Annotated in this window: 23 protein-coding genes and 1 riboswitch; of the genes, 15 read left to right on the forward strand and 8 right to left on the reverse strand. The window is 64.4% G+C overall.

Annotated elements, in window-relative coordinates; genetic code table 11:
• The first annotated feature begins 15 nt into the window (after positions 1–15).
• The 6 genes from ACE3Q6_RS14135 to ACE3Q6_RS14160 are packed head-to-tail and all read left to right on the forward strand — an operon-like array spanning position 16 to position 6105.
• A complete protein-coding gene (locus ACE3Q6_RS14135) occupies positions 16–900 on the forward strand; it encodes a dihydrodipicolinate synthase family protein (protein ID WP_374433502.1) in 885 nt (294 codons plus the stop codon).
• Complete coding sequence (locus tag ACE3Q6_RS14140) at positions 900–1682, forward strand: SDR family oxidoreductase (protein ID WP_374433504.1); 783 nt, start codon at positions 900–902, stop codon at positions 1680–1682. Before ACE3Q6_RS14135 ends, ACE3Q6_RS14140 begins: the two co-directional genes overlap by 1 nt.
• Positions 1682–2380, forward strand: a complete 699-nt coding sequence (locus ACE3Q6_RS14145) for an SDR family NAD(P)-dependent oxidoreductase (protein WP_374433506.1) — start codon at positions 1682–1684, stop codon at positions 2378–2380. The genes ACE3Q6_RS14140 and ACE3Q6_RS14145 overlap by 1 nt, the downstream gene beginning before the upstream one ends.
• Positions 2377–3756 carry an aminotransferase class III-fold pyridoxal phosphate-dependent enzyme gene (locus ACE3Q6_RS14150; RefSeq protein WP_374433508.1) on the forward strand — a complete coding sequence of 460 codons (1380 nt, stop codon included), beginning with the start codon at positions 2377–2379 and terminating at the stop codon, positions 3754–3756. The genes ACE3Q6_RS14145 and ACE3Q6_RS14150 overlap by 4 nt, the downstream gene beginning before the upstream one ends.
• On the forward strand, positions 3753–4655 hold the full coding sequence (locus tag ACE3Q6_RS14155) for a polysaccharide deacetylase (RefSeq protein WP_374433512.1): 903 nt from the start codon (positions 3753–3755) through the stop codon (positions 4653–4655). The genes ACE3Q6_RS14150 and ACE3Q6_RS14155 overlap by 4 nt, the downstream gene beginning before the upstream one ends.
• A 1-nt stretch (position 4656) precedes the next feature.
• Positions 4657–6105, forward strand: coding sequence for an NAD-dependent succinate-semialdehyde dehydrogenase (locus ACE3Q6_RS14160; protein WP_374433514.1), 1449 nt, complete (start codon positions 4657–4659; stop codon positions 6103–6105).
• 88 nt (positions 6106–6193) lie between these two features.
• Here ACE3Q6_RS14160 and ACE3Q6_RS14165 read toward each other — a convergent pair whose 3' ends face one another.
• The 7 genes from ACE3Q6_RS14165 to ACE3Q6_RS14195 form a co-directional block, all read right to left on the reverse strand.
• Complete coding sequence (locus ACE3Q6_RS14165) at positions 6194–7267, reverse strand: M24 family metallopeptidase (RefSeq protein ID WP_374433516.1); 1074 nt, start codon at positions 7265–7267, stop codon at positions 6194–6196.
• A gap of 106 nt (positions 7268–7373) precedes the next feature.
• Positions 7374–8282: an ABC transporter ATP-binding protein gene (locus ACE3Q6_RS14170; RefSeq protein ID WP_374433519.1), complete on the reverse strand. Its 909-nt coding sequence runs from the start codon at positions 8280–8282 to the stop codon at positions 7374–7376.
• 68 nt (positions 8283–8350) lie between these two features.
• Positions 8351–9340 carry an ABC transporter ATP-binding protein gene (locus tag ACE3Q6_RS14175; RefSeq protein ID WP_374433521.1) on the reverse strand — a complete coding sequence of 330 codons (990 nt, stop codon included), beginning with the start codon at positions 9338–9340 and terminating at the stop codon, positions 8351–8353.
• Between the two features lie 2 nt (positions 9341–9342).
• Positions 9343–10242 carry an ABC transporter permease gene (locus ACE3Q6_RS14180; RefSeq protein ID WP_374433523.1) on the reverse strand — a complete coding sequence of 300 codons (900 nt, stop codon included), beginning with the start codon at positions 10240–10242 and terminating at the stop codon, positions 9343–9345.
• 7 nt (positions 10243–10249) lie between these two features.
• Positions 10250–11227: an ABC transporter permease gene (locus tag ACE3Q6_RS14185; RefSeq protein ID WP_374433526.1), complete on the reverse strand. Its 978-nt coding sequence runs from the start codon at positions 11225–11227 to the stop codon at positions 10250–10252.
• 53 nt (positions 11228–11280) lie between these two features.
• Positions 11281–12888, reverse strand: coding sequence for an ABC transporter substrate-binding protein (locus tag ACE3Q6_RS14190; protein ID WP_374433528.1), 1608 nt, complete (start codon positions 12886–12888; stop codon positions 11281–11283).
• A 325-nt stretch (positions 12889–13213) separates the two neighbouring features.
• On the reverse strand, positions 13214–13975 hold the full coding sequence (locus ACE3Q6_RS14195) for an IclR family transcriptional regulator C-terminal domain-containing protein (protein ID WP_374433530.1): 762 nt from the start codon (positions 13973–13975) through the stop codon (positions 13214–13216).
• A 136-nt stretch (positions 13976–14111) separates the two neighbouring features.
• Between ACE3Q6_RS14195 and ACE3Q6_RS14200 the strand changes: the two genes are divergently transcribed.
• The 9 genes from ACE3Q6_RS14200 (at position 14112) to ACE3Q6_RS14240 (ending at position 20355) form a co-directional block, all read left to right on the forward strand.
• Positions 14112–14846, forward strand: coding sequence for a 3-oxoacid CoA-transferase subunit A (locus ACE3Q6_RS14200; RefSeq protein ID WP_374433532.1), 735 nt, complete (start codon positions 14112–14114; stop codon positions 14844–14846).
• Entirely contained in the window at positions 14843–15514 is a 672-nt protein-coding gene (locus tag ACE3Q6_RS14205) for a 3-oxoacid CoA-transferase subunit B (protein WP_374433534.1), read from the forward strand. The genes ACE3Q6_RS14200 and ACE3Q6_RS14205 overlap by 4 nt, the downstream gene beginning before the upstream one ends.
• 2 nt (positions 15515–15516) lie before the next feature.
• Positions 15517–16716 (forward strand): 3-oxoadipyl-CoA thiolase, encoded by a 1200-nt coding sequence (gene pcaF, locus ACE3Q6_RS14210; RefSeq protein ID WP_374433536.1) that lies wholly within the window; start codon positions 15517–15519, stop codon positions 16714–16716.
• A gap of 394 nt (positions 16717–17110) precedes the next feature.
• Positions 17111–17320: a hypothetical protein gene (locus ACE3Q6_RS14215; protein ID WP_374433538.1), complete on the forward strand. Its 210-nt coding sequence runs from the start codon at positions 17111–17113 to the stop codon at positions 17318–17320.
• 29 nt (positions 17321–17349) lie between these two features.
• On the forward strand, positions 17350–17604 hold the full coding sequence (locus ACE3Q6_RS14220; protein WP_374433736.1) for an HNH endonuclease: 255 nt from the start codon (positions 17350–17352) through the stop codon (positions 17602–17604).
• A gap of 236 nt (positions 17605–17840) precedes the next feature.
• Positions 17841–18455 carry a hypothetical protein gene (locus ACE3Q6_RS14225; RefSeq protein ID WP_374433541.1) on the forward strand — a complete coding sequence of 205 codons (615 nt, stop codon included), beginning with the start codon at positions 17841–17843 and terminating at the stop codon, positions 18453–18455.
• Positions 18456–18553: 98 nt separating this feature from the next.
• Positions 18554–18823, forward strand: a complete 270-nt coding sequence (locus tag ACE3Q6_RS14230) for a helix-turn-helix transcriptional regulator (protein WP_374433543.1) — start codon at positions 18554–18556, stop codon at positions 18821–18823.
• A gap of 2 nt (positions 18824–18825) precedes the next feature.
• The gene (locus ACE3Q6_RS14235) at positions 18826–19254 is read left to right on the forward strand and encodes a helix-turn-helix domain-containing protein (RefSeq protein ID WP_374433738.1); all 429 of its coding nucleotides are present in this window, start codon (positions 18826–18828) and stop codon (positions 19252–19254) included.
• Between the two features lie 54 nt (positions 19255–19308).
• Positions 19309–20355, forward strand: coding sequence for a tyrosine-type recombinase/integrase (locus ACE3Q6_RS14240; RefSeq protein WP_374433545.1), 1047 nt, complete (start codon positions 19309–19311; stop codon positions 20353–20355).
• An 87-nt stretch (positions 20356–20442) separates the two neighbouring features.
• On the opposite strand, the gene ACE3Q6_RS14245 is transcribed toward ACE3Q6_RS14240, so the two are convergent.
• A complete protein-coding gene (locus ACE3Q6_RS14245) occupies positions 20443–21546 on the reverse strand; it encodes a tyrosine-type recombinase/integrase (RefSeq protein WP_374433547.1) in 1104 nt (367 codons plus the stop codon).
• A gap of 407 nt (positions 21547–21953) precedes the next feature.
• A riboswitch (TPP riboswitch) is annotated at positions 21954–22049 on the forward strand.
• Positions 22050–22057 lie beyond the last annotated feature (8 nt).

Consider the following 22057-nt stretch of genomic DNA (forward strand, 5'->3'; position numbering starts at 1 on the left):
AGCTGGGCGGGCCCCATGCCTGCCATCACCACCCCGTTCCGCTCCGATCTTTCGATCGACGAAGAAGGTTTTGTGGCCAACATTGACCGTCTCTTCACGGCTGGCGCCACCGGCATGGTTGCCGCAGGCTGCACGGGCGAATTCTGGGCGCTTAGCCCGAGTGAGCGGCAGCATCTGGCGCGTCTGACGGTTCAGGCGTGCCGCGGCCGCGGCCCGGCGATCGTCGGCACCGGCGCGATCCGCGAGGGCGAAGTGATCGACCAGATCCACGCCGCCAAAGAGGCCGGAGCGGATGGCGTTCTGGTTCTGCCGCCCTACTTTGCGCATCTCACCAAGGCCGAGGTCATCGCGCATTACGAGGCCATCAACGCGGCGGCGGTGCTGCCGATAGTTCTTTACAACATTCCCGGCAACGCGGGAAATGCGATCACGCCCGATCTGGCCGATTTCCTTGCCGACCTCGACAACGTGGTGGCGATCAAGGAATCCTCGGGCAACTGGCGTAATTTCCACGAAACGCTGCTGCGCGTGAAGGGCCGCATCCGGGTCTATTGCGGGCCATCCTCGGTCTTTGGCGTGGCGGCAACACTGGCCGGTGCAGACGGCTTGATCGACTGCTTCCCGAACGTCTGGGACGGCTGCCTTGACCTGTGGCACACCACGCGCGCGGGGCGGATGGAGGAAGCCTGGGAACTGCAGCGCATCGGGCTTGAGATGACCGATCTCTTCACCTCGGGCGGCCGCACACTCTACCCTGCGACCAAGGCCGCGATGAACATGCTGAACCTGCCGGGAGGGGGCCTGCCACGCCCACCGCTGCGAGCGCTGGACGGTCAGGCCCTGGTCGGCCTCCAGGCCGGCATGGACCGCCTTCTGGCGCCTCAGCGCGAGGTGGCGTGATGGATCTGGGACTGAAGGGGCGGCGCGCGCTGGTCTCGTCGGCCTCCCGCGGGCTTGGGCTCGCGGCGGCCCGTTCGCTTGCCCGCGAAGGTGTGGACGTGGTGATGAATGCCCGCACCCTGGGCCCGCTTGAAGAGGCGGCCGCGGCGATCCGAGCTGATTTTGGGGTGCAGGCCGTGCCGGTGGCCGCCGACTTCAATACGACCGAAGGGCGCGCAGCGATCCTGGCGGCTGCGGGCGAGGTCGACATCCTGGTGAACAACCCAGGCGTCCGGCAGGTGCCCACACCCTCTGCCCAGATCACGGCCGAAGACTGGCGCTATTGGCTGGATGTGCACTTTCTGTCGTCCATCGAGATGATCCAGGCCGTCACCCCCGGCATGGTTGCCCGCCGATTTGGCCGCGTCGTCAACATGAGCGTCAGCTTCATCAAGTTTCCGCAGGTGGGCTTTGCCCATTCCCACGCGGCGCGGGTCGCGCTGTCGGGGGCGGTGGCGGCGATGGTGCGCGAGCTGATGCCGCACAACGTGACGATCAACACCGTCTGCCCCGGTCTTTTCGATACCGATGCGCTGCACACCAATTTGCACGGCCACGCCAAGCGCGGGAACACGACCTACGAGGCCATCGTCCAGAACCGTCTGCAGGGCTGCCCTGCAGGGCGCTTTGCGGATCCGTCGGAATGTGGCGACCTGATCGCCTTCCTCTGCTCGGCACAGGCGGGCTTCATGTCCGGGCAGAACATCGTCAATGACGGCGGCGTCTATCAGGGGCTGTTCTGATGCAGCGCGTGGTGATGATCTCGGGCGGGGGGCGCGGTCTTGGCGCTGCGATCACCCACCGCCTTCTGGCCGATGGCTGGTCTGTCGCCCTGGGTCTGCGCGACCTGGCTCAGGCCGACCGCTTCACCCCGGCGGACCGAGTGCTTGCGGCACCCTTCGATGCGACGGACGCCACACTCGCCCCGGCCTGGGTGCAGGCGACGCTGGACCGCTTTGGCCGGATCGACGCCCTGGTGAACAACGCAGGCATCCTGCGGATGGTAGATTTCGCGCAAGGCAGCGAGGAAGATCTGGATGACCTCTGGGCAGTGAATGTCAAAGCGCCGTTCCGCCTGATCCGCGCAGCGCTACCCCACCTGCGCGCCAGCGGCCGGGGCCGGGTGGTCAACGTCGCCTCGACCGATGCCAAGCGGTTTCGCCAGGGCACCAGCGTGGGCTATGCGATGACGAAGCACGCGCTTCTGGCCATGACCCAGGCCGTGCGTGCCACCGCCTGGGACGACGGAGTGCGCGCAACCGCCCTCTGCCCCGGCGCGATCGACACGGACCTGATCGCTAACCTGCCAGGCGTCACGCCCAAGGCTGACCGCCTGACCCCGGAGACGGTGGCCGAGATGGTGTCGTTCCTTCTGAACCTGCCCAACCAAGCGAGCGTGCCCGAACTGATCGCCAATACCAGACAGGAGAGCCTGATATGAGCCTTGAAGATCGGATCAACGACGATCTGGCCGCCTGGGACGCCGCGCACCTGCTGCATCCGACGACCCATATCGCCAATCATGCCAAGGGCATCATCTCGGGCCGGATCATGGCCGGGGGCGAAGGTTGCACTGTCGTGGACCGCGACGGCAACCGCTTCCTTGACGGGTTCGCAGCGCTTTATTGCGTGAACGTGGGCTATGGCCGCACCCAAGTGGCTGACGCCATTGCCAAGCAGGCCCATGAGCTGGCCTTCTTCCACAGCTTCGCGGGCAACTCCAACGAACCGGCTATCCGTCTGGCCATGATGGTGATGGACCGCGCCCCTGCCCATATGAGCCGGGTGTTCTTCGGCCTGTCTGGATCGGATGCCAACGAGACGAACGTCAAGCTGGCCTGGCATTATCATATTCTTCGGGGTGAACCGGCGCGGCGCAAGATCATCAGCCGCTGGCGTGCCTATCACGGGTCCGGCATCGTCTCGGGTTCGATGACCGGCCTGCCCGGCTATCACACCCGGATGGGCCTGCCGCTTCCGGGTTTCCTTCACGCGGCAACACCACATTACCTGCGCCGTCCGGACGACGCGATGGACGAGGCGGCCTATCTGGACCGGCTGATCACCGACCTGGAACGCCTGATCGAGACCGAGGGCCCGGAGACGATCGCGGCCTTTGCCGGCGAACCGGTGATGGGGACCGGAGGAATCATCCCGCCCCCGCCCGGATATTGGGCGCGTGTGCAAGAGGTGCTAGATCGCCATGGGATCCTGCTGATTGCGGATGAGGTGGTGACTGGGTTCGGGCGGACCGGCTCGATGTTCGGGTCCGACCATTTCGGCCTGCGTCCCGACTTCATCACCATCGCAAAGGGCCTGACCTCGGCCTATGTGCCACTGTCCGGTTCGATCATCTCGAAAAGGGTGATGGATGTGCTACTGGCCGGATCGGAGGAACATGGGGTTCTGGCCCACGGCTTCACCTATTCCGCCCACCCGGTTTCGGCGGCGGCGGGCGTGGCGACGCTGGACCTGATCGACCGGATGGAGCTGGTTGCAAATGCCGGAACTGTGGGCGGCAAGTTCAAGGCTGCGCTGCAAGAGGCCTTGGGAAAACACAAGAATGTGGCCGAGATCCGCGGCGAGGGCTTGATGCTGGCGGTCGAGTTCATGGCCGACCCTGTCCGTCGCGAATGGTTTGCTCCCATGACGGTTGCCCCGAAGATCGCAGCGGCGATGCAGGCGCGCGGCGTGATTGCCCGTCCCTTGCCCGAGGGCAACATCATCGGCTTCGCGCCGCCCCTATGCATGACCGAGGCCGAGGCGTTCCGGTGCGTCGCGGTGCTGGCCGATGCCGTGGCCGAGGTGCTTGGGTGAACCTAGACCGCCCCTGGGAAACGCCCGAGGCGGAATGGCGCGCCGATGTCGGGCGCGTTCGGGCCGGGCGGCGGCTTGTCCCGTCTGCCTGGCCAGGGGGTGCGCGCAGTGCCCTGGCGCTGTCGTTCGATTGCGATCACGAGACCTTCGAACTCGGCGCCGGACGGTCTGCCATAGGAAGGCTGGCCTGGGGAGAGTTCGGGCGAAGGACCGGCGTCCCGCGCATTCTGGAGGTGCTGGCCCAGCATGACGCCCGGGCCACCTTCTTCCACCCGGCGGTTGCGGCCCTGATCGACGCCAGCGCCATCCAGCCGATTGTCGACGCCGGGCACGAGATTGGCGTGCATGGCTGGATTCACGAAAATACCTCCCGTCTCGACCGCCAGACGGAGCGCGATCTTCTACTGCGGGCGCGCGACACGCTTGCACACCTGTCGGGCCAGATGCCCGTTGGCCATCGCGCCGCTCAGTGGGATCTGTCGCCCCACACCATCGAACTAGTCGCCGAAGCCGGGTTTCTTTACGATTCTTCGATGATGGCCGATGACGACCCCTATGAGCCACTGGTCGCCGGGCGGCCCTCGCGGCTGGTCGAAATCCCGGTGGACTGGGTGCGCGACGATGCCGTTTATCTGCTCTTCAACCGAGAGCCCGCCACGCGACCGTTCACGCCGCCGGAGGCGGTCTTCGACATCTTCCGCCGCGAATTCGATGCGGCCCATGCGGCGGGTGGCGTCTGCCAGCTGACCTTCCATCCCTTCGTGATCGGCTACCGCTCACGCATCTGGATTCTGGATGCGCTTTTGTCCCACGCGCGGGCAAAGGGCGATGTGTGGATCGCGACCCACGCCGACATCGCGCGCAGGATCGCGCAGGATCTTGAACTGACAAGGACATGACATGACCGATTTCACCCATTTGATCCGCGAGGCGAACCTGATCGGCGGGGCCTGGGTCGGCGCCGACAGCGGTGAGACCATCGCCGTTACCAATCCCGCCACCGGCGCGCGCATCGCTCTGGTTCCGGCCTCGGGCGCGGTCGAGACGCGGCGCGCCATCGATGCCGCCGCTGCCGCCTTTCCGGACTATGCAGCGCTGTCCCTGAACGACCGTGTCACCCTTCTGCGCCGCCTGCATCAGGCGATCATGGACCAGCATGCGGCACTTGCCGCCATGCTGACCGCCGAACAGGGGAAGCCGCTGGTCGAAGCTCGGGCCGAGGTCGCATCGAGCGCCGGGTATGTGCTGTGGTTCGCCGAAGAGGCGCGGCGCATTTACGGCGAGATCATTCCTGCACCTGTGTCGGGCCGTCGGTTGATGACGACAAAGCACCCCGTCGGGGTGGTGGCGGCGATCACGCCGTGGAACTTCCCCTCGTCGATGCTGGCGCGCAAGATCGGCCCGGCCCTGGCGGCAGGCTGCACGACGGTCGTGAAGCCCGCGACGGCCACGCCGCTCTCTGGTCTGGTCTGGGGCCTTCTGGCCGAGCAGGCTGGCTTCCCGGCCGGCGTTGTGAATGTGCTCACCGGAAGCGCCCGCGCGATCGGCGGCGAGATCACCACGAACCCGAAGGTTCGCAAGATCACGTTCACCGGCTCGACCGAGATCGGGAAAGACCTGATCCGGCAAGCGGCCGGGACGGTCAAGCGCCTTTCGATGGAATTGGGGGGCAACGCACCCTTCATCATCTTTGACGACGCCGATCTGGACAAGGCGGTCGAAGGCGCACTGTTCGCCAAGTTCCGCAATGCCGGACAGACCTGCGTCTGCACCAACCGGCTGTATGTTCAGGCCGGTATCCATGATCGCTTTATTGCGGCCTTTGCCGACAAGGTCAGCCGGATGAAGGTTGCCCCGGGCGATGAGGCGGGCGCGGAACAGGGACCGATGATCGACGAAGCCGCGATTGCCAAGATGGAGGACCTTTTGGCCGATGCCCTGGCGAAAGGCGGCATCCTGGAAACCGGCGGCGCGAGGCATGCGCGGGGCGGCCTGTTCTTTCAGCCCACCGTGGTTTCCGGCGCCACGGCCGAGATGCGCGTGACCCGCGAGGAAATCTTCGGCCCGGTCGCCCCGGTCTACCGCTTCGAGACCGAGGACGAGGTGATCGCCATGGCCAACGCAACCGAGTACGGGTTGGCCGCCTATGCCTATACCCGGGACATGGGCCGGATGTTCCGCCTTCAAGAGCGCATGGACTATGGCCTTCTGGGGATCAACGAAGTGGCCATCGTCACGCCCGAGGCGCCGTTCGGCGGGGTGAAGGAGTCCGGCATGGGCCGTGAGGGCGGCCGCCAGGGAATCGAGGATTATCTGGATCTGAAGTACACCTGCATCGGCGGGCTGTGATCGGACCTTTGCCAGCGGCGCTCCCCCGCAGGCTGGGTCCGGGCAACCACCGCAAGGTGGAAACGGGGGGCCACTGGCCCCCCGTCTGTCATTCGACGACCACCAGGTCTTGCCAGCCTGTAGTAAGCGCCTCGCCGCCATTGGGGCGCGCGACAATGCAGTCCTCGACCCGGGCCGAGAAGGTGCCATCCTGGAAGATCGACGGCTCGATGGTGAAGATCATGCCCTCTTCGACCAACGTGGTATCGCCCTTGGTCAGGAACGGGGGCTCATGCACATCCCAGCCGATGGCATGGCCAAGACGATGGCGGAAGGCGTTGCCGTAGCCCGCATCCTCGATCACCGCCCGCGCCACGCGGTCCACCTCTTCACAGGTCACGGCACCTGCCTTGAGCGCGGCAATCCCCGCCCGCTGGCTCTCCATGATCAGACGATGAACGCGGACCTGCTCTTCGCTCGGCGCGCCAAAGCTGACGGTCCGGCCAAAGTCGTAGCACATGCCGTCATGCACGGCGCCAAAGTCGAACAGTACCGACACCGGCGCGGTCAACACACGCGGCCAGGTTTCCAGCCGGCGACCAAAGCGCATCGGATGGTTGGGCCCGGTGTTGTACAGCGAGGTCGTGAAGGACGGCCCAAGCGATCCGTGCCGCTTCATCTGGAAATCGACCTCGGCCACGATGTCGAGCTCGGTCATCCCGATCTTGAGCATCCCCACTACATCGGCAAAGGCCGCTTCGGTGATCCGGCCCGCCTCGCGCATCGTGGCGATCTCGTCGGCGTCCTTGATGACGCGCAGCTTGCGCAGGATTTGCGTGGCCGAGGCAAAGCGCGCGCCGGAAACCAGGGCCTGCAGTTCGATCAGGCTTTCCGCTTCGGCATCGTCAGAAGTCGCGATCACCGCTCCTGCGCCGACGCCCAGCTCTTTCAGGATACCGCGCACCATCGTGACGGGGTCGTCCCAGTCGCCCAGCACCCGCACATCCAGACCGTCGGTCCCGCCCTTGGCGCCGAATTCGGCGGTCATGCGCGGAATCGTGAGGATCGGTTCGCGGTCGGGGGCGATCCAAGCGCCTTCCAGCCACATTCCGGGGTGCAGATTGCGCCCGTAGTTCGGAATGTCGCGGTGAATTCCGGTCAGATAATCCAGATCCGTGCCCATCGGAATGAAAACAAGGTCAACTTTTCCGGGCAACAATGCCCGGAATCGGTTCATGCGGTCCCTGTAGGTGGCCATCGGCGAAATCTCCCTGAGTTGGATTGTGGTGTCAGACAAGGTGGCAGGCGGCCCGGCGGCCCGGGGCGACATCGCGCAGCACGGGGGCCTCGCTGCGGCACCGGGCAGTGGCCAAGGGGCAGCGCGGGTGAAAATGACAGCCAGAGGGAGGGTTCAGCGGTGACGGGATCTCTCCCGGAACCGGCTGGAACGTGGTCCGGCGGCGATCGAGCCTGGGCACGGCCTCGACCAGGGCGCGGGTGTAGGGGTGGATCGGCGTGTCGAACAGGGCGGCGGCCGACCCTTCCTCGACCACGCGGCCAAGATACATGACCAGTACCCGATCCGCGAGGTGACGCATGACGCCAAGGTCGTGGCTGATGAACAGGTACGCCAGGTTCAGCTCGTCGCGCAGGTCCATGAACAGGTTCACGATCTGCGCCTGGATCGAAACATCCAGCGCCGAGATCGCCTCGTCGCAGACCAGCACCTCGGGCTTGACCGCCAGCGCCCGGGCGATGCCGATCCGCTGGCGCTGCCCACCCGAAAACTGATGCGCGAAACGGTCGCGGAAGGCCGGGTCGATCCCGCACCGCTCCATCAGCGCCGTGACATAGCTCTCCAGCCCGGCGGGATCGACGATGCGGTGGACCATCGGGGCCTCGCCGATAAGGTCCGTCACCCGCTTGCGCGGGTTCAGCGAGGAGAACGGATCCTGAAAGATCATCTGCCGGTCAAGGCCCTGGGTCACGGCGCGCGGTGTCCCGTTTTGCAAGACCTCGCCCGAGGTCGGGGTCGACAACCCCGCCACCATGCGGCCCAGCGTCGACTTGCCGCAGCCGGATTCGCCGACGACACCCAGCACCTCGCCGCGGCCAAGCCGAAAATCGACGCCGTCGACGGCCTTCACCTCACGCGGGCCGGACGCCAGTCCAAGGCGTGCCAGCGTCCGCGACAACATACCGTCACCGCTGCGAAACGTCTTGCGAAGGGCCCGGGCTTCGAGAGGCGGGGTTTCCTGCGGAGAAGTCATGCCAGGTCCTTTCCGGGCGCATCGGTCAGGGGGTGGTGACAGCGCACAGTCTGCGCATCCCCAGCCGACGCGGGGCCCGGGGCACGGGTTTCGCAGAGGTCCGTGCGCCGGGAGCAGCGCGGCGCAAAGGCGCAGCCCGGCGGCAGTTCGGTCAGCGCGGGCATCCGCCCGGGGATAACGGGAAGGCGGGCTCCTCGGGGGTGACTTGCCGCGACGCTGTCGATCAGGCCGCGGCTGTAAGGATGCGCGGGCCGGTCAAGGACGGCATCAACGGGGCCTTCCTCGACGACGCGACCGGCATACATCACCGCCACGCGGTCGGCGATGCCTGCGACGACGGCAAGGTCATGCGTGATCCAGACCAGCGCGGTGCCCCGCTCGCGGCACAGTCTTTGCACAAGGGCCAGGATCTGCCCCTGGATCGTCACATCCAGCGCGGTCGTCGGCTCGTCCGCGATCACAAGGTCGGGACGGTGCAACAGGGCGGTTGCAATGGCCACCCGCTGCCGCATGCCGCCCGAAAGCTCATGTGGCCAGGCGCGCAGACGCTCTTCCGGGGCGGCAATACCCACTTCCGCCAAGGCCTGCACCAGACGCGGCCGTGCCGCGCGGCGGGAAATCCGTTCATGCGCGCGCAACGCGTCGTACATCTGGGTTTCGATCCGCAGGACGGGGTTCAGCGTCATCATCGGGTCCTGGAAGATCATGGCAACCTTCCGCCCGCGCAGCGCCCGCATCTGGGCCGCGCCCTGTGCGCGCAGGTCGATATCGCCCAGCCGGATCTCGCCCTCGGTGACGCGCGCGGTCGCGGGCAGCAGCCCGGTGATCGACAGCCCCGTCAGCGACTTGCCCGAGCCGCTTTCCCCGACAAGCGCCACGAATTCACCTTCGTGGACAACCAGGTCGACCCCATCCAGCGCCTTCAGAGGGGCTGGCGTCGCCTGGAACACCGTGGTCAGGCCGTGGACGGTCAGAACGGGACGCATGGTCATCCCCTTAGATGCGGGTTGAGAACGTCGCGCAGCCGGTCACCGATGACGTTGACCGAAACGATCAGCATCAGCAGGACCACACCGGGCAGGACCGAAATCCACCAGCGCCCTGACTGCAGGTAGTTGAACCCGTTGGCGATCAGCAGGCCAAGCGACGGACGCGTGGGCGGAAGCCCGATACCAAGGAAGCTGAGCGTCGCTTCCAACGAAATCGCTTGTGCCATCTGGATCGTCGCAACCACCAGAAGGGTGGGCAGGCAATTCGGCAGGATGTGACGGAACAGGATGCGCAGGGACGGCAGCCGCAGGCCCCGCGCTGCCTCGACGTAATCGCGGGCGTTCTCGACCAGGGCCACGCCGCGCACTGTCCGGGCAAAATAGGCCCATTGCACCACGACCAGCGCGATGATGATCTTGTCGATGCCGCGCCCCAGGATCACCAGCAGGATCAGCGCCACGAGGATGGTGGGCAGGCTCAGCTGCAGATCGACCACCCGCATCAGCAGGGCGTCAACCCAGCCCCGCCGAAAGGCTGCCACCAGCCCCACCAGCGTTCCGACAGCCAGCGCGATCACCCCCGAGGCCAGCCCCACCAGAAGCGAGATCCGCAGCCCGTACAGCATGGCCGAGAGCATGTCGCGACCCTGCCCGTCGCTGCCAAGCCAGTAGGTCATTCCGTCAAAACTCTGCTCACCGGGGGCAAGCAGGCTGTCAAGGATCGAGACGGTCGACAGATCATAGGGGTCCTGCGGGGCAATCCATGGGGCCGCCAGCGCCAGCCCCACCATCGCCGCAAAGACCACGGCGGCCAGTGCGGCGACACGATCGGCGAGGAAATGGCGGAAGAAGCTGCCAAGGCGCGATGGTCGCGCGGCGCGTTCGGTCATCAGGGTCATCGGGATCTCACGCGCTGCCTGCGCCGGGGCGCATCCGGGGATCAAGCAGGGAATACAGGATGTCGATCACAAGGTTCAGGATCACGAACATCGTGACGACAAAGATCAGGTAGGCGACGATCAGCGGCCGGTCGAGAACGGTGATCGCATCGATTAGCATCTTGCCCACTCCCGGCCATGAGAAGATGGATTCGGTCACCACGGCAAAGGCGATGACCCCGCCAAGCTCCATTCCCAGGACGGTCACGATGGGGATGAGGATGTTCTTCATCGCATGCCAGCCGATGATCCGGCGTTCTGGCACGCCATTGGCGCGGGCAAATCTGATGTAATCGGACGTCATCACCTCGCGGAGGCCCGCCCGTGTCAGGCGTATCACCATCGACATCATCAGAAGCGACAGCGTGACGGCGGGCATCGCCAGATGGCGCAGCCCGTCCAGCGTCAGAAAGCTGAAGGGAACCCCGAAGAGTTCGACCGTATCCCCCCGGCCGATGGCAGGGAACCATCCCAGACGGACCGAGAATGTCAGGATCAGGATCAGCCCGATCCAGAAGACCGGCACCGAAAAGCCGATCATCGAAAACCCCATGATCGCGCGCGAAGCCAGGCTTTTCGGGCGCAGCCCGGCATAGATGCCAAGCGGCAGGCCGATCGCCAGTGCCAGAATCACCGATGCCAGGGCCAGCTCCAGCGTTGCGGGAAAGCGTTCCCAGATCAGGCTCATGGCCGGGACACCGAACTGGAACGACCGGCCCAGATCGCCCTGGGCGATGTTGCCAAGGAAGATCAGGTATTGCTGCCACACCGGCCGATCGAGACCGAGGTTCGCCTCGATCTCGGCCAGACAGGCGCGCGTACATTCCGACGATGCGAACAGATCGGCCGGGTTGCCGATGACATGCACCCCGAAAAAGACGAGGACTGTCATGACGATCAGGACAAGGATCGTCTGAAGCAGACGTCTGAGGATGAATTCGGTCATACGTGCTTTCCCTGGCCGCCTGGCGGGCGCGAACCCGCCAGGTCAGCGCACCATCACTCTGTGCGCTTCACTTCGGTGGCGAGAGTGCGTTCGTTAGTCCGGGGGAAGTGCTCCAGCCCGGCTCGCATCGCCCACTTGTTCACCTGGAAATGCAGCGGGATGATCGCGTAATCCTCCATTGCCATACGCGTGGCATCCTGAAGCAGCGCGAGGCGGGCCTCGCGGTCGATGGTCTGCTTGGCGAGGACCGACTTGGCGTCGATGCTGGTGTTGGAATAGCGCCCGAAGTTGCCGTTCCCGCCGCCGGTTGCCGAGTTGTAGGTCTCAAGAATGCCCGAGACCGTGTAGGTCGCCTCGCCTGCAACCGTGCCCCAGCCGGTCAGCGACATGGAGAATTTGGGGCTGTCGAACCCGGGGAAGCTGTCGGCTGCGCCGCGGATCAGATCCGAAAAGAACACGGCACGCGGCATGGTGTCGACCTCGGTCGTCACGCCGATGCGGGTCCAGAACTGGGCCACGGCCTCGACGATGCGGGCGTCGTTGATGTAGCGGTCATTCGGCCCGTGGATCGTGATACGGAAGCCGTCCGGATAACCGGCCTCAACCAGCAGCGCCTTGGCCGTATCAGGGTCGTAGGCCTCGGGGGAAAGGTCATCGACATAACCGAAGAAGCCCGGCGGAACGATGTTGCGCGTGGGTTCGCTTGCGCCGCCCATGATGCGGTCGCGAATGGCATCGCGGTCAATTGCAAGGGACAGGGCCTTGCGCACGCGCCAGTCGCGCAGCGGATTCATCATCGGGCTGCCGTCGTTCGCGGTGATGTAGGGTTCGATATGCCGATAGGAGGGCATCATGTAGATCAGCCGGTCGGACGCGATGGACGAAACATTGAACCGTTCGTCCTGTTCGAGCTGCGGCAGGTCGACGGTCGGCGGATAGTCGATCATGTCGACATCGCCGTTCATCAACGCCGCCAGACGCGCGCTGTTGTCGGTGACCGGGCGGAAGATCACCTCGTCCCAGCCGGGATCGCCGCCCCACCAGTTGGGGTTCTTGGCAACCACGATCCGGTTGCCCGGGCTGAATTCCTTGTAGATGAACGGGCCGGTTCCGATGGCCGCAGCGCCCGAGTTGAAATCGACCGAGGGCGTCTTGCCCGGAACCACATGCTCCGCGACGATCGGGATCATGGCCAGATCCTCGGCCATGGTCGGGTAGGGACCTTCCGTCGTGATCCGCACGGTCAGGTCGTCCACTTTGGTCCAGGCCTTTCCGCCCTTGGCCAGTTGGAAGGCCGGGCTGGCCGTCGCGCCTTCGATCCCGGCTTTCAGCCGGTCGAAGGAATAGATCACGTCATCCGCCGTGAAGGCCTCGCCGTCATGCCAAGTCACGCCGTCCCGGAGCTTGAACTCCCAGGTCGTCTCGTCGATCGGCGCCCAGGACAAGGCCAGTCCCGGGACCGGCTGCGAGGCGCTGTCCAAGTCGACAAGGTGCTCGAAAATGTGTTCCTGCACCTGCAGGTCAGCCGAGAGCTGGGTCCAATGCGGGTCCAGCGTGGCGGCCTCGGATCGGACACCGATCGTTAGCACATTCTGGGCGATGGCGGGCAGCGATGCCGCAAGCGACATCCCGACGGCCAAGGCAAGGCCTAAACGTTTCAATTCTGAACCTCCCGGTGTGTGTTGATGGCGCGAAGCCGCACGTCTTCGGTGCTTGTCACCGCGATTTTGTGCGTTCTGCGCACAAAAGTTTCCTAAAGACTGCGAGAGAATCGCTCGCCTGTAAACAAGAATTTTCGCGCAGAGGCAGCGGCACATGCGGGTCACGCCCGTCGACTGGGATCAGCCGCAGCAAATTTGTTAGGTTTTCTGGGGTTTTCTTAAGTACGTCAGCCCAGCACCTTTTGCCTTAGGGTTGCTGCAGGTGGCGCCGTTTCGCACGTATGTATCCATTTCGCACAGTCGCTCGACTGTCACGCAGCTCTGATCAGCGCAACAGTTCGCGAAGCTGACCAGCCACGAGGCGGAGCTCGGGCAACAGGCGGGCCGTGACCTCCGCTATTGGTTCGGGCCCTGCCGGAAGTCCGACGTTCAGCGCCGCGATCACCTGCCCTCGCGCTGTCGCAAGCGGCACGGCCAGCGACCGCAGCCCAATTTCGACCTCTTGGTCGATGGCGGCAAAGCCCTGCGCACGGATACGGGACAGTTCCGCCAGAATTGCAGCCGGATCGGTCAGCGTCAGAGCCGTGCGCGCCGGAAGCGGCGCCTTTGCCAGCCTTGCCCTTGCATCGCTTTCCGGAAGGGCGGCCAGCAGGACGCGGCCCATGCTGGTGCAATAGGCCGGCAGGCGCGACCCCGGCATCAGGCTGATCGACATCACCTTGCGCTGCGCCGCCCGGGCGACATAGACGATCTCGGCCCCGTCCAGGATCGACACCGAGGTGCTCTCGCCGATCCGGTCCGACAGAGCGTCCAGCGCCGGCTGCACGATGGCCGGCATCGGCATCGAGGCCAGGCACGCCGTCCCCAGCAGCAGGACACGCGGCGTCAGGGTGAAGAACTTGCCGTCCCAATCGGCATAACCTTCATGCACCAGCGTCAGCAGACAGCGCCGCGCCGTCGCCCGGTCCAGCCCCGAGGCCGCCGCCACATCGCTGATCGACTGCCGGGGCCGGTCGGTGCCGAAGGTCTCGATCACCGCCAGCCCCTTGGCCAGCCCGCCCATGATGTCGCGTTCGGTGATGGTCATGCCCGGCCCGCTTTGTGCGCTATGTGAACAACGTCACGATACCGCACAAACGCCATGGACGAAAGCCCCCGCCCGGCGCTATCCCCAGGCCGACCCGGGCGGCAGGCACGTCGCCCGGACGACGGAGGTTGAAGCAATGGACAAGACGCTTCCCGACCTTGCCACGGCGGTGGCAGGGATCCAGGACGGCATGACGGTGATGATCGGCGGCTTCGGCGGCTCGGGCGCGCCGATCGAGCTGATCCACGCGCTGATCGACCGCTTCCTTGCGACGGGCCACCCGCGCGATCTCACGGTGGTGAACAACAACGCGGGCAACGGCCATGTGGGCCTTGCCGCGCTGATAGAGACGGGGATGGTGCGGAAACTGATCTGCTCGTTCCCGCGATCGGCCGATCCGGTGGTGTTCACCGAACGCTATCTCGCCGGCCAGATCGAGCTGGAGCTGGTCCCCCAGGGCACGCTTGCCGAACGGATCCGGGCGGGGGGCGCGGGTATCCCCGCCTTCTACACGCCCACCAGCTTTGGCACCGACCTGGCCAAGGGCAAGCCGGTCGAGGTGTTCGAGGGCCGGTCCTATGTGCGGGAACGCTGGTTGAAGGCGGATTTTGCGCTGGTCAAGGCGCATGTCGGCGACATCCTGGGCAACCTGACCTACCGCATGGCCGCGCGCAACTTCGGCCCGCTGATGTGCATGGCCGCGGCCACCACCATCGTGCAGGTCAGCCGCATCGTCGCCCCAGGCGGCATCGACCCCGAGGCGGTGATTACCCCCGGCATCTTCGTGCAGGGCCTGGTCGAAGTGCCCGACCCCGCCCAGGAAGAGGACCTGAACCGCGCCAGCGCGGTCTACCCAGAGGTGACGGCATGACCCCGAAGCTGACCCCCACCCAGATGGCCTGGCGCGCGGCGCAGGACATCGCCGACGGCGCCTATGTCAACCTTGGCATCGGCTTCCCCGAGATGGTCGCCAGGTTCCAGCCCCCCGGGCGGCAGGCGATCTTCCACACCGAAAACGGCATCCTCGGCTTTGGCGAGGCCCCTGCCCCCGGGACCGAGGACTGGGACCTCATCAACGCCGGCAAGAAGGCGGTGACGCTGAAGCCGGGCACCGCCTTCTTCCACCATGCCGACAGCTTTGCCATGGTCCGGGGCGGGCATCTGGACGTGGCGATCCTGGGCGCCTACGAGGTGGCCGAGACCGGCGATCTGGCCAACTGGTCCACGGGACCCAGGGGCGTGCCGGCCGTCGGCGGGGCGATGGACCTGGTCCACGGCGCCAAGCGCGTCGCGGTCATCACCGACCATGTGACCCGCGACGGCAAGCCCAAGCTGCTGCAACGCTGCACCCTGCCCCTGACCGGCGTCGCCTGCGTGACCCGCGTCTACTCCAGCCTTGCCGTCATCGACATCGAGGGCGGCCGCTTCGTCCTGCGCGAAAAGCTGCCCGCGCTGTCGCTGGACGAGTTGCAATCCCTGACGGGGGCCAAGCTTCTGACCCCCGCCCCCGTCGCCGACCTGATCGCGCCCGAGCTGTGACCATGACCCCCGTCTATATCTGCGACTACATCCGCACCCCCATCGGCCGGTTTGGCGGCAGCCTGTCCTCGGTCCGGGCCGACGACCTGGCCGCGATCCCGCTGCGCGCCCTGATGGCGCGGAACCCGGCCGTCGACTGGGCGGCGGTGGATGACGTGATCCTGGGCTGCGCCAACCAGGCGGGCGAGGACAACCGCAACGTCGCGCGCATGGCCGTGCTTCTGGCCGGAATGCCGGTCGGCGTGACCGGGACGACGATCAACCGGCTCTGCGGCTCGGGCATGGACGCGGTCCTGGCCGCCGCGCGCCAGATCGCCGCCGGCGAGGCCGGGCTGATGATCGCGGGCGGGGTGGAATCGATGTCCCGCGCGCCCTTCGTCATGCCCAAGGCCGACACCGCCTTCTCCCGCCAGGCCGAGATCCACGACACCACCATCGGCTGGCGCTTCGTGAACCCGGCGATGCAGGCGGCCTATGGCACCGACTCCATGCCGCAGACCGGGCAGAACGTCGCCGACGACTACGGCATCAGCCGCGAGGCGCAGGACGCCATGGCGCTGGCGTCGCAGGCCAAGGCGGCGGCTGCGCAAGGCAACGGGCGGCTGGCGAAAGAGATCACCCCCGTCACGATCCCGCAGCGCAAGGGCGATCCGGTCGTGGTGGACCGCGACGAACACCCCCGCGCCACCACGACCGAGGCGCTGGCCAGGCTGAAACCGCTGTTCCCGAACGGCTCGGTCACGGCGGGGAATGCCTCGGGCGTGAACGACGGCGCGGCGGCGCTGATCCTGGCGTCCGAGGCGGCGGCGCGCGCCCATGGCCTGACGCCCATCGCCCGGGTGCTTGGCGGCGCGACCGCGGGCGTTCCGCCCCGGATCATGGGGATCGGCCCGGCCCCCGCCTCGCAGCGCCTGATCGACCGGCTGGGGCTGACCCAGGCCGATTTCGACGTGATCGAGCTGAACGAGGCCTTCGCCGCCCAGGGCCTTGCCACCCTGCGCCAGCTGGGGATCGCCGACGACGACCCGCGCGTGAACCGCAACGGCGGCGCCATCGCACTTGGCCATCCGCTGGGCATGTCCGGCGCGCGCATCACCGGCACCGCCGCGCTGGAACTGGCCGCAACGGGGGGCAAGCGGTCGTTGTCGACCATGTGCATCGGCGTCGGCCAGGGCATCGCCATAGCGATGGAGCGCCCCTGAGCTCTGATAGAAGAAAGTCCACCGCGCACTTTGCGCGCTTCGAAAGATGATAAAGTTCAACGCGGCTGCGTAATCCAACGCTCGATCATGCCAAACAAAAGGTTCATCACGAGCCGCGACGGACCGCTTCTCGCCCGCATTTGGCTAATGGCGGCTCGGACGCCGTGATAGGCGAAACGTGGCCTGCTCCGACGCGGACCGACGGCCTTCGGCGAAGCGGCAAGGCGCCTCGCGTCCGAAACCGACCTCCCGGTCGACCGCTGCCGCGTCGCCCTTGAGACCTTGCTCACACGCGCCTCGCAGCCCGAGGTGGCACCCATCACCCCGCCCCGGTGGGGTGGTTCGTCGCGACCGACCACCCCGGCCTGGCCCCCACCTCGGCACGCCCGCCGAGATGCCCGGCCCCGGCCTCGCCCGTTTCTCCATCCCCTCCACCACCGACCTCTTCGAGACCCTCCAGCGCCTCTACCCCCTCGCCCGCGACCACCCCTTCTCCACCCTCTCCGCCTTCCAGGCCGCCACAGCCACCCTCCCCGCCGAAACCGAGGCCCAGCGCCTCACCATCCAGCGGATCGGCCAGTCTCTCTCTTCCGCAACCTCCTGATACAGGCCTAGTCCGCCCGCTGCCCCCTGATCGGCATAACGGACGCAGCCCTCCTCCGCGCAAGCCACATCAAACCCTGGGCCGACTGCACGACCACCGAAGAGCGGCTCGACCCGATGAACGGCCTCCCCCTTGCCTCTGGGACGCCGCCTTCGACCGCGGCCTTGTCAGTTTCTCCGACACAGGCGAGGTCCTGCACGCCTCCACTCTCTTACCCGAGGCGCGCTGACACTTGGCGACCAGCGAGCGGCTCCCCCTCCCACCCGAGCGCGCCGCCTATCTGATGCGGCACAGGAAGCTGCACGGCTTCCCGTAAGAGAGCCCTTCCGGTTGAAATGGCGGGATGCCACATTCAGCTTAGTTCCGCAGGAACCGCATCAAGTGACGCTTTTCACGACGAGGAACAACCCCATTGGGCGAAGCAAGACGCTAAGGTCAAGTAGAGGTCTCGAGAATGCCAAAAGGTCCGAACCGTAGAGTTGTTACAGATGATGCATTCCTGGTTCAGCAGGGCCCACGCATGCACCTCGGCAAGATAGGCGGTGTCGACTTCGCGAGGCTTACGGACGCTGAGAGGGACATCCTGTTTGAATGGGACCTTTACAACTCACGTCTCCAGGCCGAGCAGAGTGCCCCTGACCTGAAAGCTCTGGAGAAGGTCTTTCAGGAGATGGCCTCATCGCTCGAACAGACCCTGATCAATGTGAGACCCTTCACGAAAGCTTCTGGAAGAGGACTGGCGCAGCAGGAGTTCAACGCGACCGTGAGTGATCTTCTCAGGGACGCAGAACTTGAGCCCATCTATTTCAAGGAGACGGTTGCAACGGTGCTCCTTGAACTGGACCGCTTAGCAGCAATTACCAGAGTACTCAGCTTGAAGCTTGCCGATCGGATTGAGAGGAAAGAGTACCATATTCCATCAGGCCCGGGACTACGTGCAGATTTCTATCGGAGCCTTCTCAGAACCTTGTCGCATCATGGGCTGGACACGGGCGTCGGCGTTAACAGCCTTATTGTCGAACTGGTGCTGGACCTACAGGGAAAGTCGTCAGGCTCTGCTGACCCAATCGAACGTCGACGCAAGGATCTCGCAAGAGAGATAAAGCTTGCTGTCAAGCCCGGAAAAGGCGGCTGATCTCCCGCTCCAGCTTTGAGATCGACCGCTTTCTCATTGCTGCTCGACGCAAGTAGACGTGACAAATGGAAGGCCTACGCAATTAAAGCGAGGCTACCATGAAGGACCCCAAGAATACCCCGCATCATCAGGACGACGGTGAAGCCGAACGGCTGAACCCGAAGAAGCTGCTTTCCCGGGACGAGGTCGAAGCCTTGTTCGGGATCTCCAAGCGGTTCCTTGAACTCGCAGTCCGCAAGAACAACGGACCTGTCTTCGTCAAAGTCGGCCGGCTCACCCGCTACCGCGCTCAGGACATTGAAACCTGGATCACGAAGAACCGCTACGAGGGCCTTGGCAATGCGGCGGATCAGGACGGCGGTTCGTGATCATGCGCAAACCAAAACTCCGCGGCTACGGCTTCCGACCCTCACAGACCTACTCGCCTAAGGAGATTGCCGACAGGATGGGCAATGCTGAAACCACAGTGCGTGAATGGATCAGGGATGGAAAGCTGCCCGCCATGACCAACGGCAACCCGCATCTCGTCCTCGGATGCGACATCACGGCATTCTTTGCCGAGCAGAGGCTCAAGGCGCCAAGGCTTGCGGTTGATGAGTTCCCCTGCATGCACTGCCGGGGCCCCAGAAAGGCCTTGGGCGGCCTAGCCGACTTTTGTGCCGGTCCGGGTCACCTAGGTACTCTGACCGCCCTCTGTGAGGTCTGCGGTGGGTCTATGAGCAAGGGCGTTGCCGTGCGCGATCTGCCCCGTCTGAGGGCGATCTTCGACATCCGGGCCCGAGGCGCTTCTAGGAATTAAGCGATCCCTGACAGTGCCTCTTGAGACCGACATCCGAGCATGAGGAAGAACAGCATGAAAAGCACCCGCAAGTTCAACGAAGAGAACGAACGCATCAAGCGTTCCTACCTGCGCTACCTCCGCAGCGCCAAGGGTCTCAGCGAGAACTCGGTCAACAAGGCGTCGGACGCCATCCTTCGTATGGAACAGGCGTTGGATTTCAAGCCCTTCGCCAAGCTTAACGATGATGATGCGCAGCAGTTCAAGGAACACATCACAAACTCGGCGACTGGCAAGACCGGCAAGCCCATGGTCGCTGCTTCGCGGGTGAACATTCAGAGCTGCGTGCGTACCTTTCTGCACTGGCTGGCGGATCAGACCGGTTACAGGTCGAAGATAACGCACAGCTTTGCCGAATACTTCAGCCCGTCGCAGAAGGATATGCGGATCGCAAAGGCCCCAAGGCTCAAGCCTGCTGCGACCGCCGAGCAAGCGGCCCATGCGTTCCGCCTGATGCCTGCCGATACGGTTTTTGATCGCCGGGATCGTGCGTTCTTTGGACTGATGATGCTCACCTCGGCTCGCATTGAGGCCGCTTGTTCGCTCAAGATTGGCCATGTTGACCTCAAGGCAGGCTGCGTGTTCCAGGACGGAGCAACGGTGCTGACGAAGTACGGGAAGACCTTCGCCACCTATTTCATGCCGGTCGATCAGATGTACGAGGACTGCCTGACGGATTGGATCGAGGAACTGACCAAGACGCATCTATTTGGACCAGCGGATCCTCTCTTCCCCAAGCCGGACATCCATATCTCGCCAACGGCCGGCATTCAGAACCGTGGCCTTTCGCGCGAGCACTACAAGACCAACGACGCCCTTCGTCGTGTCATCAAGAACGCTTTTGCAGTTGCTGGCCTCCCGCCCTATACGCCCCATCGTTTTCGGGACACGAATGTACATATCAGCAACGAATACGTCACGACTGCTGAGGAGCTAAAGGCCGTGTCCATGAATCTTGGCCACAGTAGCATCAAGACGACTGTGGACGACTACGGCACCATTTCGCCGCAGCGCCAAGGCGAAATCATGCAGAAGCTTCGCCGCAAGGTGCGCGGACAGTAGTACATAAGAATCGGCTTCAAGGTTGCGTGACGGCACGCAACCTTGAGTTTTTGCAGTAGCAGCTCAGGCTGGCCGATCTAGGAGCGATCAGTTTTCGGCAATTCTCTTGCTCTGTCGAAGAGCCCCACGGGCGACCAGTTCGGCGATTACCGTATCCATGGCCGGCCGCAGGGCATTCAATGACGGTTTGGTGTATCGTTGGCCGGTGATCGACTTCGGGGTGTGATTTAGTAGACGCCCCACCACCTCTTCCAGAACACCGGCTTCCATCGCAACTGTTGAAAACGTCCTGCGATGGGCGTGCGGGCTCCATTGCAAGCGTACCGGCCGGCCGATGTAACCCTTTTCTGACTTAGTGGACGGAAAGACCCAGGTCTTGTTGAGGCCGCGAACTGGCTTAAGGATGTCAAGATGCAGCGCCACGATGGGCAGGTCGAACGCGCGGCCGTTCTTCGTCTTCGGCACATGGATCCAATCTTCGTGGACATTCTTCCATTCCAGTGCGAACGCCTCGGACTTGCGCAGCCCCGTGGCCAGGATGAACTCGTAGAAGACCTGATGGATCGGGTTGGGCAGTGCATCGACCATATCGCGCCAAGCACTGAGATCTTCGATGATCTCGCCGTTCGGCGGTTCATCATACCATTCGATCGCCATGGTCGGGCTTTCCGGAAGATCAACCGTCCGCCGGGCATGGTTCCACACGGTTCGAAAATACTTGAGGAGATGATTTGCCCCTGACGGCGTCGCGCCAAGCTTCCTGTGACGATCGGCTACCATCGACTTGCTGATCTCCGTCAGTGGCAGGCGAAGCCAGTCCTTCAGATGCAGTTCGAACTGTTGCCTCAGATTGGTCTTGTGCGTTTCGGACCTAAGCTTAGGCCGAGACAGATAGGCTTCCAGCGCGTTGCCCAGGGTCGGCGCACCGATCTGGATCGCCTTGCCAGCCCCCCTGCCCCAATCGAGCATAAACTCCAAGGCTGTCTCCCGGGCTGCAGAAGCTGAGATTGCCGGGTACCGCCCGATCATCACGCGCCGTGTTTGACCACCTACGTCCTTTTGGAAGTACCAGGTCTTCGAGGCTTTCCCGACGAACAAGACGAGGCCCTTGATCTCTGGGTCCCAGTGCTTCTGGGTGCCCTCTTTTGCGAGAGGAAGTTTGCTGACAAAGGTCTCAGTGAGCTTGGGCATTTTGTCGGCCTTTTGTAGGTAGCGCCACGCTACACAGCGCAACTCCACGCGACAAGATGCAAGATAAAACTGAAGTAGATGAAATGCTTGGTTGCTCTACGCCACTCCACGAAACTCAACACACTAGCTTGGAAGGCAGGGGTCTTACCATTACACAACGCCCGCGTCGCCTTGTGTAGGTATGCGGAGCCGGACAGATCGTCAAGGCAGGACCATCGTCACCGCATTAAGCCTTCGGAGAGCCACCAGCGGCAGAAACGGGCGTCCCGCCTTTGCAGGATGGTCCCCCTGACCAGACCGGCCTTCTGTCGAAGCATCCTGGAAATCCCGGTCAATCCCGGCATCGGAACCCTGAGCAGAGATTTGAACACCGCTTCTTGACATCTTGCCAACCAACTTCGAATTTCGAGGCGCGACAGGGGCGTCCGGGGATCCGGGCTGAGAAGCACCCTTTGAACCTGAACCAGATCATGCTGGCGTAGGGAGTCCGCGACGGGTGCGCTCGGTCTTT

It is taken from the genome of Tabrizicola sp. (assembly GCF_041913445.1).
GTDB lineage: Bacteria > Pseudomonadota > Alphaproteobacteria > Rhodobacterales > Rhodobacteraceae > Tabrizicola.